Source organism: Streptomyces ficellus, assembly GCF_009739905.1.
Taxonomy (GTDB): Bacteria; Actinomycetota; Actinomycetes; order Streptomycetales; family Streptomycetaceae; genus Streptomyces; species Streptomyces ficellus_A.
In genome coordinates this window covers 1,446,309-1,462,934 of the sequence record NZ_CP034279.1, presented here as the reverse complement: position 1 = coordinate 1,462,934, position 16,626 = coordinate 1,446,309, and the positions used below count along the sequence as shown (strand labels likewise).

Genomic DNA, 16,626 nt, shown 5'->3' with positions numbered 1-16,626 from the left:
CCCAGGCGGAAATTAGTTGCACGAGACGTCTCGTCTCGTTAGGGTGCCACACATGACCTCACCCGATCGTGCCCACATCGCCATGTTCTCCATCGCCGCCCACGGGCACGTCAACCCGAGCATCGAAGTGATCCGGGAGCTCGTCGCCCGGGGCCACCGCGTCAGCTACGCGATCCCCGCATCCTTCGCGGACAAGGTCGCCGAGACCGGCGCGGAACCCGTGATCTACACCTCGACCCTGCCGACCGACGACGACCCCGAGGCGTGGGGCACCGAACTGATCGACAACATCGAGCCGTTCCTCGACGACGCCATCCAGGCGCTGCCCCAGCTGGCGGAGGCCTTCGCGGGGGACGAGCCGGACCTCGTGATCCACGACATCACGGGCTATCCGGCCCCCGTCCTCGCCCACCGCTGGGGCGTGCCCGCCGTCGCCCTCTGGCCCAACCTCGTTCCCTGGGAGGGGTACGAGGAGGAGGTCGCCGAACCGATGTTCGCCGAAGTCAAGGCGTCCGAGCGCGGCAAGGCGTACTACGCGCGCTTCGAGGAGTGGCTCACCGGCAACGGTGTCGACACCCACCCCGACCGGCTCATCGCCCGGCCCCGCAAGGCCGTCGTGCTGATCCCCGAGGTGCTCCAGCCGAACGCCGAGCGGGTCGACCGGTCCGTCTTCACCTTCGTCGGCGCCTGCCAGGGCGAGCGCGCCGAGCAGGGGGAGTGGCAGCGCCCGGCGGGAGCGGAGAGGGTCCTGCTCGTCTCGCTCGGCTCGTCCTTCACCAAGCAGCCGGAGTTCTACCGCGCCTGCGCCGAAGCCTTCGGCGACCTGGCCGGCTGGCACGTCGTCCTCCAGATCGGCAAGCACGTCGACCCCGCCGAACTCGGCACGCTGCCCGCCAACGTGGAAGTGCACGACTGGGTGCCGCAGCTGGCGATCCTCCGTCAGGCGGACGCCTTCATCACCCACGCGGGCGCGGGCGGCAGCCAGGAGGGCCTCGCCACCGGCACGCCCATGGTCGCCGTCCCGCAGGCCGTCGACCAGTTCGGCAACGCCGACATGCTGGTCTCGCTCGGGGTCGCCCGCCACCTGCCGATGGCCGACGCCACGGCCGAGGCCCTGCGGGCGGCGGTGCTGGAGCTGGTGGCCGACCCCGAGGTGGCGCGCCGTGCGGAGGACATCCGGCGCCGGATGGCCGCCGAGGGCGGTACGAAGCGCGCGGCGGACCTCATCGAGGCGGACCTCCCGCGCGGAGGCCGCTCGTAGGGTCACCGGACCGTCGCGCGAGGACCGCGGCGGCCGTCCGTTCGTGGACCGTCGCCGCAACAACAGCTCGCAAAACGTCACGTGGCATGGCCATTTGGGCCGTGCCACGCCGCGTTGCCGCAAAAAACGCCGCGCTGGGGTGATTTGTTATTAAGGAAGTTTGTTGAGTAAGTCACGAGTATGTGAAGGCCTTGATCTGCGCGCATCAATCGACCAGGGTTTCGAATCACCCCCCGGTGGATTTCTCACCGGAGGGCAAACCCCCCACACAACTTGATGACGAGGAGACCCCTCTTCATGGCAACTCACAAGCGCGCACGCGGAGTTCGGCTCGCCGCCGCCACAGCTGTCGTCGCCGGCCTCACGGCCTTCGGCGCGGCCCACGCGGGCGCGGCGCCCGCACCCGCACCCGCCGAAGGAACGGTCTACGGCCTCGGGGCCGAAGGCGCCGTCTCCGGCAGCTACATCGTCCTGCTGGACGAGAAGGCGGACAAGGCGAAGCTCGCCGAGGAGTACGGCGGCAAGCTCCAGCGCAACTACACCTCGGCCGTCAACGGCTTCTCCGCCGCCGGCCTGTCGCAGACCGAGGCCAAGCGCCTCGCCGCCGACCCGGCCGTCGCCAAGGTCGTGCAGAACAAGAAGTTCAGCATCAGCGCCACCCAGGACAACCCGCCGTCGTGGGGCCTGGACCGCGTCGACCAGGCCGACACCGCCGGTGACAGCAAGTACACCTACCCCGACGGCGCGGGCGAGGGCGTGACCGCGTACGTCATCGACACCGGTGTGCGCGTCAGCCACAAGGACTTCGAGGGCCGGGCGACCTCCGGGTTCGACGCCATCGACAACGACAACGACGCGAGCGACGGCAACGGCCACGGCACCCACGTCGCGGGCACCATCGCCGGCGCCTCGCACGGAGTCGCCAAGAAGGCGAAGATCGTCGCCGTCCGCGTGCTCGACGACAACGGCTCGGGCACCACCGAGCAGGTCGTCGCGGGCATCGACTGGGTCACCAAGAACCACCAGGGCCCGTCCGTCGCCAACATGAGCCTGGGCGGCGGCGCCGACCCGGCCCTCGACGAGGCCGTGAAGAAGGCCATCGCCTCCGGCGTCACCTTCGGCATCGCCGCCGGCAACGAGTCCTCGGACGCCGGGCAGAGCTCCCCGGCCCGCGTCCCCGAGGCCATCACCGTGGCCTCGTCCACCAAGGACGACCAGCAGTCCGACTTCTCCAACTTCGGCTCGGTCGTGGACATCTACGCCCCTGGCTCGGACATCGCCTCGACCTGGAACGACAGCGACGAGGGCACGAAGACCATCTCCGGCACGTCCATGGCGACGCCGCACGTCGTCGGCGCCGCGGCCGTCTACCTGGCGGGCCACCAGGACGCCACCCCGGAGCAGGTCGCCAAGGCCCTCACCGACGGTGCCACGGCCGACAAGATCTCCAACCCCAGCCAGGGCACGCCGAACAAGCTGCTGAAGGTCGTCGAGTGACCGACGCGGCCCGCTGACCGGCGGCCGCCGTGCCCTCCCCCACGGGGCACGGCGGCCGCCTTATGGTGTGACCATGACGACGAGGTACGCCGCCCTGCTGCGCGGGATCAATGTCAGCGGCCACAAGAAGGTCCCCATGGCACAACTGCGCACCCTGCTCGCCGAACTGGGCCACAGCGACGTCACGACGTACCTCCAGAGCGGCAACGCCGCCTTCACCAGCGCCTCCGGCGCCGACGAGGACACCCTGGCCACCGCACTGGAGGCGGCCATCGAGGAGCACTTCGGCTTCCGCGTCGACTGCCTGGTCCGCGGCGGCCCCTACCTGCGCGCCGTCGCCGACGCGTGCCCCTTTCCCGCGGCCGGGCTCGAAGGCAGGCAGCTCCACGTCACCTACCTCTCCGGGCCCGCCGACCCGGACCGGTTCGCCGGCCTCGACCAGGAAGCCTTCCTCCCCGAGGCGTTCCGGCTCGGCGACCGCGCCGTCTACCTGTACACACCCGAGGGGCTGGGCCGCTCCAAGCTCGCCGAGGCACTCTCCCGCCCCGCCCTCGTCAAGGGCGTCACGGCTACCACCCGCAACTGGAACACCGTCCGCAAACTGGTGGAACTCACCCGCGACTGAGCCCGTCCACCCCGGGCGTCCTACGCGGCGACCGCCCGCAGCCCGGCGGCGCGCGTCTCGTCGTACCGTTCCAGCAGCAGCCGCGCCAGCTCCGGCGACGGGCCGAGCACGTCCGCCAGCACGTCCGCGCCGGCGGCGCCGGCGGCGATCCGCTCGGGCAGACGGCCCGGCGCGATGACGTACGGGGCGACCGCCACCCGGCGGACCCCGTCCTCCCGCAGTGCCCGCACCGCGTCCTCGGTGCGGGGAAGGGATGCGGAGGCGAACGCAGGCCGCACGGCGCACCAACCGGTGTGCCGCAGCTCCCGCGCCATTTCAGCGATCACTGCGATCGCCTCCGGGTCGGTGGAGCCCGCCGAGGCCAGGACGACCCCGGTCGAGCGCTTGTCGGCGGGCGTGAGCCCCGCCTCGTACAGCCGCCGCTCCAGCGCCGCGACCAGCAGCGGCGAGGGGCCCAGCACCGGCGCCTGCCGGATCCGCAGGCACGAGGGCGCCTCCCGCAGGACGGCCGGGATGTCGGCCTTGGCGTGGAAGGCGCGCGTCAGCAGCAGCGGCAGGGCCACCACGTCGCGCACGCCCTCGGCGGCCAGCCGTTCCAGGACGGACGGCACCGACGGCACGTTGAAGTCCAGGAACGCCGTCTCCACCCGGACACCCGGGCGCAGCCGGCCCGCGCGCCGCACCAGGGCGTGCACGGTCGCGGCGTGCCGCGGGTCACGGCTGCCGTGGGCGATGACGAGAAGGACCGGACGGTTCATGACGGAACGCTCAGCTCTTGACGAGGAGACCGCGACGGCGCAGGACCGCCCGCTCCAGGGGGCTGAAGATCAACAGGTCGATGGCGATACCGACCACGAGGATCAGCAGGATCGCCAGGAAGATGCCGGGCATGTCGATGTTGTTGCGGCCGTTCTCCAGCAGCTGCCCCAGGCCCAGGCCCAGTTCGGGCGAGGACGCGATGATCTCGGCGGCCATCAGCGAACGCCACGAGAACGCCCACCCCTGCTTCAGGCCCGCCAGGTAGCCCGGCAGCGCCGCGGGCATCACCACGTGCCAGGCGCCCCGCAGACCGGTCGCGCCCAGCGTCCGCCCCGCCCGCAGGAACAGCGGCGGCACCTGGTCCACCCCCGACACCAGGCCGTTGGCGATCGACGGCACGGCGCCCAGCAGGATCACCGCGAACATCATCGAGTCGTTGAGCCCCAGCCACAGCACCGCCGGCGCCACCCACGCCACCGACGGCAGCGACTGGAGACCCGACAGGATCGGCCCGATCGCCGCCCGGACGAACCGCACCCGCGCCACCAGCAGACCCAGCGGCGTACCGATGGCCAGCGCCATCAGGAAACCGAGCAACGCCCGCGACACGCTCGTCCACAGCACGTCGAGGAGCGTGCCCTCCAGCCACATGGTGGCCAGGCTGTCCCACACCGCGGACGGCGGCGGCAGCTTGTACGCGTCGGTGACCTCGGCCCACACCAGGAGCTGCCACACCACCAGCACCAGCGCCACGGCCACCAGCGGCGGCAGGACCTTCTTCACCAGGACCTCGCGCACCGGCGTCCGGCGCGCCTGCACCGTCTCCAGCGCGTCCAGCCCCGCCTCCAGGCCGGCCAGGTCGTCCGTCTTGGCGACGGCCCCGGTCGTCGTCTCAGTGCTGGCCATGGCGGCGGATCTCCCCACGCAGTTCTTCGGTGATCTCAAGGGACAGCTCCGCGACGGCGGCGTCCTCGATGCGGCGCGGCTGAGGGATGTCGATGCGCCACTCCCGGGCGATCCGCCCGGGCCGGGAGGACAGCAGCACCACGCGCTCGGCCAGCCGCACGGCCTCGCGCACGTTGTGGGTGACGAACAGCACCGACAGCCGCGTCTCGCGCCAGATGCGCGTCAGCTCGTCGTGCAGCACGTCACGCGTGATCGCGTCCAGCGCCGCGAACGGCTCGTCCATCAGCAGCAGGTCACTGTCCTGCGCCAACGCCCGCGCCAGGGCCACCCGCTGGCGCATGCCACCGGACAGCTCGTGCACCCGCTTGCCGTACGCCCCGCCCAGCCGCACCAGTTCCAGCAGCCGCTCCGCCTCACCGCGCCGCTCGTTCTTCGGCACGCCGCGCAGCCGCAGCGCCAGCTCGATGTTCTTGCCTGCCGTCAGCCACGGGAACAGCGCGTGCTCCTGGAACATCAGCGCCGGCCGGCCGCCGGGGGTCTCGATGGACCCCGCGGTCGGCCGGTCGAGCCCCGCCACCAGGTTCAGGAGCGTGGACTTGCCGCACCCCGAGGCCCCCAGGAGGGTGACGAACTCGCCCGGGGCGACATCGAGCGAGATGTCGTCGAGCACCAGCTGCCGGCCGGTGGGTCCGGGATAGGACTTCGAGACGTGCGCGATACGGGCCGCGTGGCTCACCGCGACACGGTCCTCGGCCTTGGCGAAGGTCGTGGCCATGGTCGTCACCTCCTGGGAACGGGGAATCGGGCTGCTGGACGGTTACTTGACGCCGAGACCGGCGTCGGCGACCCCGGGCCTGCCCTCGGCCTTCAGGACCTTGTTGAGCGGCCTCAGGTCGTAGATGCCCTTCAGGTCCGGCTCCTCCAGGAGACCGGCGGCCACCGCGTGACCGGCCTGCGCCCGGAGCGTCGCGGCCAGCGGGTCGTCCACGAACTGGATCGACGGCCACGCCGGGTCGATGACCTTGTCGCCCAGCGGCTTGCCGGTGAGCGCCTCCAGCCGGGCGTTGGCGGAGTCCTTCGCCTTGTCCGGGTTGGCGTTGATCCACGCGTTGGTCTTCACCGAGCCGCGCAGCACCGCCTCGACGACGTCCGGGTGCGCGTCGAGGAACCTCTGCGACACGATGATGTTCGTGATCACGAACTTCTTGTCCGGCCAGAGGGACGACTCGTCGAGGAGCACCTTGGCGCCCTCGCCGACCAGCTTGGACGCGGTCGGCTCCGGCACCCAGGCACCGTCGATCGAACCGGACTTGTAGGCGTCCGGGGCGACCTTGTTCTCGGTGCGGACCACGGAGACGTCGCCCTTGCCGCTCTGGGCGTCGACCTTCCAGCCGCGCTCCTTGATCCAGTTGAGGAACGCCACGTCCTGCGTGTTGCCCAGCTGCGGGGTGGCGATCTTCTTGCCCCTGAGGTCGTCCAGGGTCTTGATCTTCTCGGGGTTCACCACCAGCTTCACCCCGCCGGACGCGGAACCGCCGATGATCCGCAGGTTCTTGCCCCGGGACTTGACGTAACCGTTGATCGCGGGGGAGGGGCCGATGAAGCCGATGTCGATCGAGTCGGCGTTGAGCGCCTCGATCTCGGACGGACCCGCGTTGAAGGTCGACACCTTCAGCTCGGTGCCGCCCAGCTCCTTCTGGATGATGCCTTCCTGGTCCCCGACCAGGGCGGTGGCGTGGGTGAGGTTGGGGAAGTACCCGAGTCTCACCCGGTCGGCGGAGAGCTTCTCGCCCTCGGCCGCCACCTTCTTCTCGTCCTTCGGGGCCTTGGAGCCGTAGCCGCACGACGCGAGCGCGCCGATCAGCAGGGGCAGGGCGGCGGCAACGGCGAGCCCGCGGCGCAGGGCCGCGGTGCGGGACGTGGCAGGCACGGGAGGGGGTTCCTCTCGTCGGTCCGGCTCCCACGTCCCCTGTTCGTCAGGGACGCGGCGGCCGGGAGGTCGGCGGATGTCGGTCTTCGGTGGCCCGGGGGTCACGGACGGCCCGGGCGGGGCGGGGGGCGGCGGTCACCGGACACATCGCGCGACACCCCCGGTCCCCGCGCCGAGGAGGCCGCTGCCCACCCGGCCGCCCTCCTTCGCGAAGGTGGCGTACACGTCGGTCACCATCAGAAGTCCCAGCCCTCCTCGTCCTGCGCGGCGGCGACGGGAGCCGTCGCCGAGGCGAACGCGTCACCGGCCATGCCCGCGGCGAGGGTGGTGCCGTCGGCCGGGTCGATGAGGAGGAACGAGCCGGTACGGCGCGAGTCGGCGTACGTGTCGAGCGCCAGCGGCTCGGCGGTGCGCACCACGACCCGGCCGATGTCGTTGGCGACCAGCTGCCCGGGCGCCGGGTGCTGGGACAGGTCGTCCAGCGTCAGCCGCGACGGGATGTCCTTGACGATCGCCTTGACCGTACGGGTGGTGTGCTTCAGGAGCACCCGCTGCCCGACGGCCAGCGGCTGGTCCGCCACGTGGCACACCGTCGCCACGACGTCCTGCGTGGTCGCCGGGGCGTCACCGGCCGGGGCGAGCAGGTCGCCGCGCGAGATGTCGATGTCGTCGGCCAGCCGGATCGTCACCGACTGCGGCGCCCACGCGATGTCGACGCTCTCGCCGAGCGCGTCGATCGCGGTGATCGTGGAGGTCTTCCCCGACGGCAGCACGGCCACCTGCTCGCCGACGCGGAAGGCACCCGCCGCGATCTGACCGGCGTACCCGCGGTAGTCGGGGTGCTCGGCGGTCTGCGGCCGGATCACGTACTGCACCGGGAAGCGGGCGTGGCAGGCCGTCAGGTCGTGGCTGACCGGCACGGTCTCCAGGTGCTCCAGCACCGTCGGCCCGCCGTACCAGTCCATGTTCGCGGACGGCTCCACCACGTTGTCCCCGGCCAGCGCCGAGATGGGGATCGCGGTGATCTCCGGGACGCCCAGCTCCGAGGCGTACGTGGTGAACTCCTCGGCGATCGCCGCGAAGACGGGCTCCGCGTAGTCGACGAGGTCCATCTTGTTGACGGCCAGCACCACGTGCGGGACGCGCAGCAGCGCGGCCACCGCGGCGTGCCGGCGGGTCTGCTCGACGACGCCGTTGCGGGCGTCGACCAGCACCACGGCCAGCTCGGCGGTGGAGGCACCGGTGACCATGTTGCGGGTGTACTGCACATGGCCGGGCGTGTCGGCCAGGATGAACCGCCGCCGGGGCGTGGCGAAGTAGCGGTAGGCGACATCGATGGTGATGCCCTGCTCCCGCTCGGCCCGCAGCCCGTCCGTCAGGAGCGCCAGGTCCGGGGCGTCCTGGCCACGGCTCAGCGACGCCGCCTCGACCGCCTCCAGCTGGTCGGCCAGCACCGACTTGGAGTCGTGCAGCAGCCGGCCCACCAGCGTGGACTTGCCGTCGTCGACGGAACCGGCGGTGGCGAACCGCAGCAGGGTGGTGGCCGAGAGGTCGGCGAGCTGCTCGCTCGTGGTGCTCATCTCTAGAAATACCCTTCGCGCTTGCGGTCTTCCATCGCGGCCTCGGACAGCTTGTCGTCGGCGCGGGTGGCGCCCCGTTCGGTGAGCCGGGACGCGGCGATCTCGGCGATCACGGCCTCCAGCGTGGTGGCGTCGGAGTCGACGGCACCGGTGCAGGACATGTCGCCGACCGTGCGGTAGCGGATCGTCCGCCGGACCACCGGCTCGCCGTCCTTCGGGCCGCCCCACTCGCCGGCCGTCAGCCACATGCCGTTGCGGGAGAACACCTCACGCTCATGTGCGAAGTAGATCTGCGGCAGCTCGATGCCCTCGCGCTCGATGTACTGCCACACGTCCAGCTCGGTCCAGTTGGACAGCGGGAACACCCGCACGTGCTCACCGGGCGCGTGCCGGCCGTTGTACAGCTGCCACAGCTCGGGCCGCTGCCGGCGCGGGTCCCACTGCGAGAACTCGTCGCGCAGCGAGAACACCCGCTCCTTGGCCCGGGCCTTCTCCTCGTCGCGCCGCCCGCCGCCGAAGACGGCGTCGAACCGGTGCTGCTGGATGGCCTCGGTCAGCGGCACCGTCTGGAGCGGGTTGCGGGTGCCGTCCGGGCGCTCGCGCAGCTTCCCCGCGTCGATGTACTCCTGCACCGAGGCGACGTGCAGCCGCAGCCCGTGCTTCTCGACCGTGCGGTCGCGGTACTCGATGACCTCGGGGAAGTTGTGCCCCGTGTCGACGTGCAGCAGCGAGAACGGGATCGCGGCCGGCGCGAACGCCTTCAGCGCCAGGTGCAGCATCACGATCGAGTCCTTGCCGCCGGAGAACAGGATCACCGGCCGCTCGAACTCGCCCGCCACCTCGCGGAAGATGTGCACCGCCTCGGACTCCAGCGAGTCCAGGTGCGACAGCGCGAACGGGCTGTCGGTGTCGTGGACGTCGGTGACGGTGGTCATCACAGGCCCCTCTCGGTCAGCAGGGCGTGGACCGCCGCGGCGGACTCCTGCACGGTCTGGTTCTGCGACTCGATCCGCAGGTCCGGGCTGGTGGGCTCCTCGTACGGGTCGTCCACCCCGGTCAGGCCGCTGATCTCACCCGCGGCCTGCCGGGCGTACAGGCCCTTCACGTCCCGCACCGAGCACACCTCCACCGGAGTGGCGACGTGCACCTCCAGGTACGCGGTGCCCTGCTGCTGGTGGCGCTTGCGGACGGCGTCGCGGCTGTCCGCGTACGGGGCGATCACCGGCACCAGGACCTGCACGCCGTTCGACGCCAGCAGCTCGGCCACGAAGCCGATCCGCTGCACGTTGGTGTGCCGGTCCTCACGGCTGAACCCGAGGCCCGCCGAGAGGAACTCGCGGATCTCGTCGCCGTCGAGCACCTCGACCCGGCGGCCCTCGGCGCGCAGCCGGTCCGCCAGCTCGTAGGCGATCGTGGTCTTGCCGGCGCTCGGCAGCCCGGTGAGCCAGATGGTGGCCCCAGTCACGTTCTCTTCTCCCACAGTCGTCATCAGCCGTGCAGCCCGCACTCGGTCTTCGTCCGGCCCGCCCAGCGGCCGGCCCGCGCGTCCTCGCCCTCCAGCACGCGGCGCGTGCAGGGCGCGCAGCCGACGGAGGCGTACCCGTCCATCAGCAGCGGATTGGTGAGGACACCGTGTTCGGCGACGTACGCGTCGACGTCGTCCTGCGTCCAGCGGGCGATCGGCGACACCTTCACCTTCTGCCGCTTCTCGTCCCAGCCGACGACCGGGGTGTCCGCCCGGGTCGCCGACTCGTCGCGGCGCAGCCCCGTCGCCCACGCGTCGTACCCGGTCAGGCCCTCCTCCAGCGGCTTGACCTTGCGCAGGGCGCAGCACAGGTCCGGGTTCCGGTCGTGCAGCCGCGGGCCGTACTCGGCGTCCTGCTCGGCCACCGTCTGGCGCGGCGTGAGGGTGATGACGTTGACATCCATGACCGCGTCGACCGCGTCACGGGTGCCGATGGTCTCGGGGAAGTGGTAGCCGGTGTCGAGGAAGACGACGTCCACGCCGGGCATGACCCGCGAGGCGAGGTGGGCGACGACCGCGTCCTCCATGGAGGAGGTGACGCAGAAGCGCGGACCGAAGGTGTCGGCGGCCCACTTCAGGATCTCCAGGGCGGACGCCTCTTCGAGGTCGCGGCCCGCCCGCTCGGCGATGCCCTTCAGCGCTTCTCTGTCCTGAAGCAACGTCATATCGCTTCCCCTCCACCGTCGTTGCGTCGAAGACCCCGGCTGAGCAGCCCGAGGAACTTCAACTGGAAGGCCCGGTTGCACGCCCCGCATTCCCAGGCGCCATGACCCTGCTCGCCCGGGCGCAGGTCCTCGTCGCCGCAGTACGGGCAGTGGAACGGTGCCGCACGCTCGCTCATGACAGGGCCTCCTCGGGGGCGCGCGCCGCCCAGGTGGCGAAGCGTTCGCCGTCCTCGCGCTGCTCCTGGAAGCGGCCCAGGACCCGCTCGATGTAGTCGGGCAGCTCCGCGGCGGTGACCTTCAGGCCGCGCACCTTGCGGCCGAAGCCCGCCTCCAGGCCGAGCGCGCCGCCCAGGTGGACCTGGTAGCCCTCCACCTGGTTGCCGGCGTCGTCGAGGACCAGCTGGCCCTTGAGACCGATGTCCGCCACCTGGATGCGCGCGCAGGCGTTGGGGCAGCCGTTGATGTTGATGGTGATCGGCTCGTCGAAGTCCGGGATGCGGCGCTCCAGCTCGTCGATCAGCGACGCGCCGCGCGCCTTGGTCTCGACGATGGCGAGCTTGCAGAACTCGATGCCGGTGCAGGCCATCGTGCCGCGCCGGAACGGGGACGGCTTGACCTGGAGGTCCAGCGCCTCGAGACCCGCCACGAGCGACTCGACCTGCGCCTCCTCGACGTCCAGGACGATCATCTTCTGCTCGGCGGTGGTCCGCAGCCGGCCCGAGCCGTGCGCCTGGGCCACCTCGGCGATCTTCGTGAGCGTGGCGCCGTCGACCCGGCCGACACGGGGCGCGAAACCGACGTAGAAGCGGCCGTCCTTCTGGCGGTGCACACCCACGTGGTCGCGCCACCGCTGCACCGGCTGCTCGGGCGCGGGGCCGTCGACCAGCTCGCGCTTCAGGTACTCGTCCTCCAGCACCTTGCGGAACTTCTCCGGGCCCCAGTCGGCGACCAGGAACTTCAGGCGGGCGCGGTTGCGCAGCCGGCGGTAGCCGTAGTCGCGGAAGATCGAGATGACGCCCTCGTAGACGTCGGGGACCTCGTCGAGCGGGACCCACGCGCCGAGCCGCACACCGATCTTGGGGTTGGTGGACAGGCCGCCGCCGACCCACAGGTCGAAGCCGGGACCGTGCTCGGGGTGGTTCACGCCGACGAACGCGATGTCGTTGATCTCGTGCGCCACGTCGAGCAGCGGCGAGCCGGAGATCGCCGACTTGAACTTGCGGGGCAGGTTGGAGAAGTCCTTGTTGCCGACGATCCGGCGCTGGATCTCGTCGATGGCCGGGGTGCCGTCGATGATCTCGTCCTCGGCGATCCCGGCGACCGGGGAACCGAGGATGACGCGCGGGGTGTCACCGCACGCCTCGGTCGTGGACAGGCCCACCGCTTCCAGCCGGTTCCAGATCTCGGGCACGTCCTCGATCCGGATCCAGTGGTACTGGACGTTCTGCCGGTCGGTGATGTCCGCCGTCCCGCGCCCGAACTCCTGAGAGATCTCGCCAATGACCCTCAGCTGCTCCGTGGTCAGCCGGCCGCCGTCGATGCGGACCCGCAGCATGAAGTACTCGTCGTCCAGCTCCTCCGGCTCCAGGATCGCGGTCTTGCCGCCGTCGATCCCGGGCTTGCGCTGGGTGTAGAGGCCCCACCAGCGCATCCGGCCGCGCAGGTCGTTGGGGTCGATCGAGTCGAAGCCGGCCTTCGAGTAGATCGTCTCAATGCGTGTCCGCACATTGAGACCGTCGTCGTCCTTCTTGAACTGCTCGTTGCCGTTGAGGGGCGTGAAGTGGCCCACGGCCCACTGACCTTCGCCACGGTGGCGCCCGGTCTTGCGGCGGGCGGTGGCGGAAGCGGGCTTTTCCGGGGTGGCGGCCATGACGATACGTCCTTCGGGACTGCAGGAGGGCGGCTCTGACCTGCACACTCGCGCGCTGCGCAGGAGAAAGCGCGGCGGTGCGCCGGGGGTTCAGAAATTCGGGGATCGCGGTGGTGCTGGGCTGATCAGCTCACCGGACAGATGGCGCTGGACATGCGGCCGAGGTCGACGTGCCGCCGACTCACCAAGGCAATTCCAGCTCGAGACATGACGGAAGCGTGCCACGGGACTTTGGACCCAGTCCAGGTTCGTCCGCGATATGGACATCAGTGTCCCGCATCGTGGACGCGTGTGGTGTGGGTCACTCCGCGGACGCGCGGGTGACCCGACGGGCGTACGAGAAGAGGACTCAGCGCGACGCGAAGGCGCCCGGCCACGGGCCAGGGTTCGCCGTGTCCGGCTCCTCCGTCACCCGGGTGTCGAAGAGGGCGAACCCACGCCGCACATAATTGGCCATCGCGTGCTCACCGTCCAGGGAGCAGGTGTGCAGCCAGACCCGCTTCGTCGGGGTCCGCCCCGGCCAGCGCTCGGCGAGGTCCCAGGCGCGCGCCGCACCGTACGACAACAGGTGCCCGCCGATCCGCCGCCCCCGGAACGCCGGTATCAGCCCGAAGTAGACGATCTCCACGACCCCGTCGTCCTGCGCGTCCAGCTCGACGTACCCCGCCGGCGTCCCCCGGTCGTACGCCACCCACGTCTCCACGCCCGGCCGCCCGAGGATCTCCTCCCACTGCGCGTACGACAGGCCCAGCCGGTCCGTCCAGCGGATGTCCCCGCCGACCGCGCTGTAGAGGAACCTGCTGAACTCGGGCGACGGCACCTCGGCCCGCTCGATCCGCACGTCCCCGGAGGGCGCGGCGGCAGGACGCAGATCGGCGACGGAGGTCTGTTCGAGGGACCAGGTGGTCACGGTGATGCTCATACGCCAAGCGAACCACGCCCGTCCCGGCAGGCACGCACCGCCGGGGCCGTGGAGTGCGGGAGCAGGTCCGCGGGGTCCTCGGGGCGGACCACCTCCACCTCCACCTCCTCGCGGAAGCGGTACGGACGGTGCTCCAGCAGCCCCGCCAGGGTCCGGCGCACCCGGGACATCTCCGCCCGCACCGTCACCGTGCGCGTCGGGTCCCCGAACACGTCGTACGCCAGCTCCGCCGCCGTACGGCCCTCCCGGTGCACGGCCAGCACGAACAGCAGCTCCGTGTGGCGCGGGCTCAGCTCCTGCGTCCAGCTGCCCGCCGCCCCCGACAGCTCCAGCGACCAGCGGCGCGGCCGGCTCACGTCCAGCACCAGCCGGCTCGCCCCGGCCGCCGCCCGCGCCTCCTCGTCCACCAGCCGCAGCAGCCACCCGCCGGGCAACGGTTCCACCGCGCACAGCCCCAGCGACGGCAACCACGCCCGGCCCGCCCCGAACGACGCCGGCAACGGCAGCCGGTCCACCGGCGGCATCCCGGTCACGCCCGCCAGCCACCCGTGCGCGTCCACCACCAGCGCCCGGCCGCCCACCCGGCACAGGACCGGCGCCGCCACCGCCCGCAGCCGCGCCAGCTCGGCGAAGTGCCGGTTGCGCAGCTCCGCCTCCGCGAGCCGCGCCACCGAACTCACCAGCATCAGCGTCGCCGGATGCATCGTCGCCAGCGGCCCGCTCACGTCCACCGCGCCGATCAGCCGCCCGTCCCGGGGATCGGTCAGGGGGGCACCCGCGCACGTCCACGAGTGGTGCGTCGAGACGAAGTGCTCCGCCGAGTGCACCTGCACCGGGCGCCGGGTCACCAGCGCGGTGCCCACCCCGTTCGTACCGACCGTCGACTCCGTCCAGTCGGCACCCGGCTCGAAGCCGTGCCCGTCCGCCTTCCGCAGGACCGGCGCACTGCCCTCGCGCCACAGCACCCGGCCGTCGGCGTCCGCCACCACCATGATGTGCGGCACGGCGCCCGACGCGGCCGAGCAGGACACCAGCCCCTCGCGCAACACCGGCAACACCTCGGCCAGCGGTGACGCGGCGCGCCGGCGCTCGACCTCCTCCGCGTCCAGCAGCCGCGACCGGTGGTCCCGGTCCGGGTCCAGCCCCCTGCGCAGCATCCGCTGCCACGACTCACCTATCTCCGCCCGCGGCGCGAACGGCGCCCGCCCACCCCGCAGCGTCGCGTCCCGCACCCCCTTGAGCAGCAACGCCGCCTCGCGCGTGTCCATCGCGGCGAGCCGCGTCATGTCCACCCTGGTCCGACGCACCGGTCCTCCCCCCTCCTCCCTCACCCGCACCGCTGCAACCCCCTGCAACCCTCGCGGACCCCCGCGCCCCCGTACGACAGTGGTACCGCGACGGGATGGTGCCGTGTCGGCGCAGCACCATCCCGCGCTTCCTCCCGTCAGACCACCGCCCGCGCCCGCTCCACCAGCGACGCGAGGTCCAGGGTGTGCGGCAGCGTGCCAAAGGCCGTGCCCCAGTCGGCGCCCAGGCGCGACGCGCAGAAGGCGTCGGCGACCGCCGGCGGGGCGTACCGGACCAGCAGCGAACCCTGAAGCACCAGCGCCATCCGCTCCACCAGCCGCCGGGCGCGCGCCTCGATGCCGTCCAGGTCCGCCAGCTCGGCCAGCATGTCCTTGATCGCCCCATCCAGCCGGTGGTCCGCGCCCCGCGCCCGGCCGACCTCCTCCAGGAACGCGTTCAGCGCCATGGGTTCGCGCTGGAGCGCCCGCAGCACGTCCAGCGCCTGGACGTTGCCCGAACCCTCCCAGATGGAGTTCAGCGGCGCCTCGCGCAGCAGCCGGGGCATCCCGGACTCCTCCACGTACCCGTTGCCGCCCAGGCACTCCAGCGCCTCCGCCGTCACCGGCGTGCACCGCTTGGTGACCCAGTACTTGGCGGCGGGCACCGCCAGGCGCAGGAACGCCCGCTCCTGCTCGCTGTCGTTGTCGTACGCGGCTGCCAGCCGCATCGCCAGCGCCGTCGCCGCCTCCGACTCCAGCGCCAGATCGGCCAGCACGTTGCGCATCAGCGGCTTCTCGATCAGCACCCCGCCGAACGCGCTGCGGTAAGCGGCGTGGTGCACCGCCTGGGCCACCGCCTGCCGCATCAGCGCGGCCGAACCGACGACACAGTCGAGGCGGGTCGCCGCCACCATCTCGATGATGGTGCGCACCCCCCGCCCCTCCTCACCCACCCGGCGCGCCCACGTCCGGTCGAACTCGACCTCGCTGGACGCGTTCGACCGGTTGCCCAGCTTGTCCTTCAGCCGCTGGATCCGGAAGACGTTCCGCTCGCCGTCCTCCAGCACCCGCGGCACCAGGAAGCAGGTGAGGCCCCCGGGCGCCTGGGCCAGCACCAGGAAGGCGTCGGACATCGGCGCCGAGCAGAACCACTTGTGCCCCGTCAGGAGGTACTCGCCCTGCGCGTCCAGCGGCGCCGCCGCCGTGGTGTTCGCCCGTACGTCGCTGCCGCCCTGCTTCTCCGTCATGCCCATCCCGAACAGCACCCCGGTCTTCGCGGCGGCCGGGCGCAGGTCCTCACCCTCGTAGATCTGCGAGGTCAGCTTGGGCTCCCAGAAGGCCGCGAGCGCCGGGTCGGTGCGCAGCGCCGGGACGGCGGCGTGCGTCATCGACAGCGGGCAGCCGTGCCCCGCCTCCGCCTGCGTCCACACCAGGAACCCGGCGGCGCGCCGGACGTGACCGCCCGGCCGGCCCCAGGCGTTGGTGAGCCCGTTCGTCACCGCGTGGCCGAGGAGCCGGTGCCAGGCGGGGTGGAAGTCGACCTCGTCGATCCGGTGGCCGTACCGGTCGTGGGTGCGCAGCTCCGGCGGGTGCTCGTTGGCGAGGAACCCCCACTCCCGCGCCTGGACGGACCCGGCGGTGGTGCCGAGCGAGGACAGCTCCTGGCGCGCGTCGTCGAGCAGTTCGAGCGGAAGGTGACGTTCCACAGCCTCGGTCAGCGCATGATCGGCGGTGAAGACGTCGTACCCGACCAGGGGCGGAGGCTGGTTGGTCACTGTGTGGGTGGTGGTCGCCATGCGG

Annotated in this window: 17 protein-coding genes; 3 read left to right on the top strand and 14 right to left on the bottom strand. The window is 71.7% G+C overall.

The genetic code is table 11. The features are described 5' to 3' along the window. Positions 1-52 precede the first annotated feature (52 nt). The 3 genes from mgt to EIZ62_RS06415 all read left to right on the top strand — a co-directional run bounded on the left by mgt (position 53) and on the right by EIZ62_RS06415 (position 3,383). A complete protein-coding gene (mgt, locus tag EIZ62_RS06425; RefSeq protein ID WP_156691753.1) occupies positions 53-1,261 on the top strand; it encodes a macrolide-inactivating glycosyltransferase in 1,209 nt (402 codons plus the stop codon). Positions 1,262-1,558: 297 nt separating this feature from the next. After that, complete coding sequence (locus tag EIZ62_RS06420) at positions 1,559-2,758, top strand: S8 family peptidase (RefSeq protein ID WP_156691752.1); 1,200 nt, start codon at positions 1,559-1,561, stop codon at positions 2,756-2,758. 73 nt (positions 2,759-2,831) lie between these two features. Then, positions 2,832-3,383, top strand: a complete 552-nt coding sequence (locus EIZ62_RS06415; protein ID WP_156691751.1) for a DUF1697 domain-containing protein — start codon at positions 2,832-2,834, stop codon at positions 3,381-3,383. A 20-nt stretch (positions 3,384-3,403) separates the two neighbouring features. On the opposite strand, the gene EIZ62_RS06410 is transcribed toward EIZ62_RS06415, so the two are convergent. The 14 genes from EIZ62_RS06410 to EIZ62_RS06350 form a co-directional block, all read right to left on the bottom strand. Continuing rightward, the gene (locus tag EIZ62_RS06410) at positions 3,404-4,141 is read right to left on the bottom strand and encodes a sirohydrochlorin chelatase (protein WP_156691750.1); all 738 of its coding nucleotides are present in this window, start codon (positions 4,139-4,141) and stop codon (positions 3,404-3,406) included. Positions 4,142-4,151: 10 nt separating this feature from the next. Further along, positions 4,152-5,048: an ABC transporter permease gene (locus EIZ62_RS06405; RefSeq protein WP_156691749.1), complete on the bottom strand. Its 897-nt coding sequence runs from the start codon at positions 5,046-5,048 to the stop codon at positions 4,152-4,154. Next, the gene (locus EIZ62_RS06400; RefSeq protein ID WP_156691748.1) at positions 5,035-5,823 is read right to left on the bottom strand and encodes an ABC transporter ATP-binding protein; all 789 of its coding nucleotides are present in this window, start codon (positions 5,821-5,823) and stop codon (positions 5,035-5,037) included. Before EIZ62_RS06400 ends, EIZ62_RS06405 begins: the two co-directional genes overlap by 14 nt. Before the next feature lie 42 nt (positions 5,824-5,865). Further along, positions 5,866-6,978 carry an ABC transporter substrate-binding protein gene (locus tag EIZ62_RS06395; RefSeq protein WP_156691747.1) on the bottom strand — a complete coding sequence of 371 codons (1,113 nt, stop codon included), beginning with the start codon at positions 6,976-6,978 and terminating at the stop codon, positions 5,866-5,868. A 236-nt stretch (positions 6,979-7,214) separates the two neighbouring features. Next, positions 7,215-8,558, bottom strand: a complete 1,344-nt coding sequence (locus EIZ62_RS06390; protein ID WP_156691746.1) for a sulfate adenylyltransferase subunit 1 — start codon at positions 8,556-8,558, stop codon at positions 7,215-7,217. 2 nt (positions 8,559-8,560) lie between these two features. After that, positions 8,561-9,493 carry a sulfate adenylyltransferase subunit CysD gene (gene cysD, locus EIZ62_RS06385; protein ID WP_156691745.1) on the bottom strand — a complete coding sequence of 311 codons (933 nt, stop codon included), beginning with the start codon at positions 9,491-9,493 and terminating at the stop codon, positions 8,561-8,563. Further along, a complete protein-coding gene (gene cysC, locus EIZ62_RS06380; protein WP_156691744.1) occupies positions 9,493-10,023 on the bottom strand; it encodes an adenylyl-sulfate kinase in 531 nt (176 codons plus the stop codon). The genes cysD and cysC overlap by 1 nt, the downstream gene beginning before the upstream one ends. A 23-nt stretch (positions 10,024-10,046) precedes the next feature. Continuing rightward, positions 10,047-10,748 (bottom strand): phosphoadenylyl-sulfate reductase, encoded by a 702-nt coding sequence (locus EIZ62_RS06375; protein ID WP_156691743.1) that lies wholly within the window; start codon positions 10,746-10,748, stop codon positions 10,047-10,049. Next, entirely contained in the window at positions 10,745-10,924 is a 180-nt protein-coding gene (locus EIZ62_RS06370; protein ID WP_156691742.1) for a hypothetical protein, read from the bottom strand. Before EIZ62_RS06370 ends, EIZ62_RS06375 begins: the two co-directional genes overlap by 4 nt. Then, positions 10,921-12,618, bottom strand: a complete 1,698-nt coding sequence (locus EIZ62_RS06365; RefSeq protein WP_156691741.1) for a nitrite/sulfite reductase — start codon at positions 12,616-12,618, stop codon at positions 10,921-10,923. The genes EIZ62_RS06370 and EIZ62_RS06365 overlap by 4 nt, the downstream gene beginning before the upstream one ends. Before the next feature lie 125 nt (positions 12,619-12,743). Further along, positions 12,744-12,827 (bottom strand): putative leader peptide, encoded by an 84-nt coding sequence (locus EIZ62_RS32810; RefSeq protein ID WP_312846103.1) that lies wholly within the window; start codon positions 12,825-12,827, stop codon positions 12,744-12,746. Positions 12,828-12,967: 140 nt separating this feature from the next. Then, complete coding sequence (locus EIZ62_RS06360; protein ID WP_156691740.1) at positions 12,968-13,540, bottom strand: GNAT family N-acetyltransferase; 573 nt, start codon at positions 13,538-13,540, stop codon at positions 12,968-12,970. Next, a complete protein-coding gene (locus EIZ62_RS06355; RefSeq protein ID WP_156691739.1) occupies positions 13,537-14,847 on the bottom strand; it encodes a GAF domain-containing protein in 1,311 nt (436 codons plus the stop codon). Before EIZ62_RS06355 ends, EIZ62_RS06360 begins: the two co-directional genes overlap by 4 nt. Before the next feature lie 137 nt (positions 14,848-14,984). Next, the gene (locus EIZ62_RS06350) at positions 14,985-16,622 is read right to left on the bottom strand and encodes an acyl-CoA dehydrogenase family protein (protein ID WP_156691738.1); all 1,638 of its coding nucleotides are present in this window, start codon (positions 16,620-16,622) and stop codon (positions 14,985-14,987) included. Positions 16,623-16,626 lie beyond the last annotated feature (4 nt).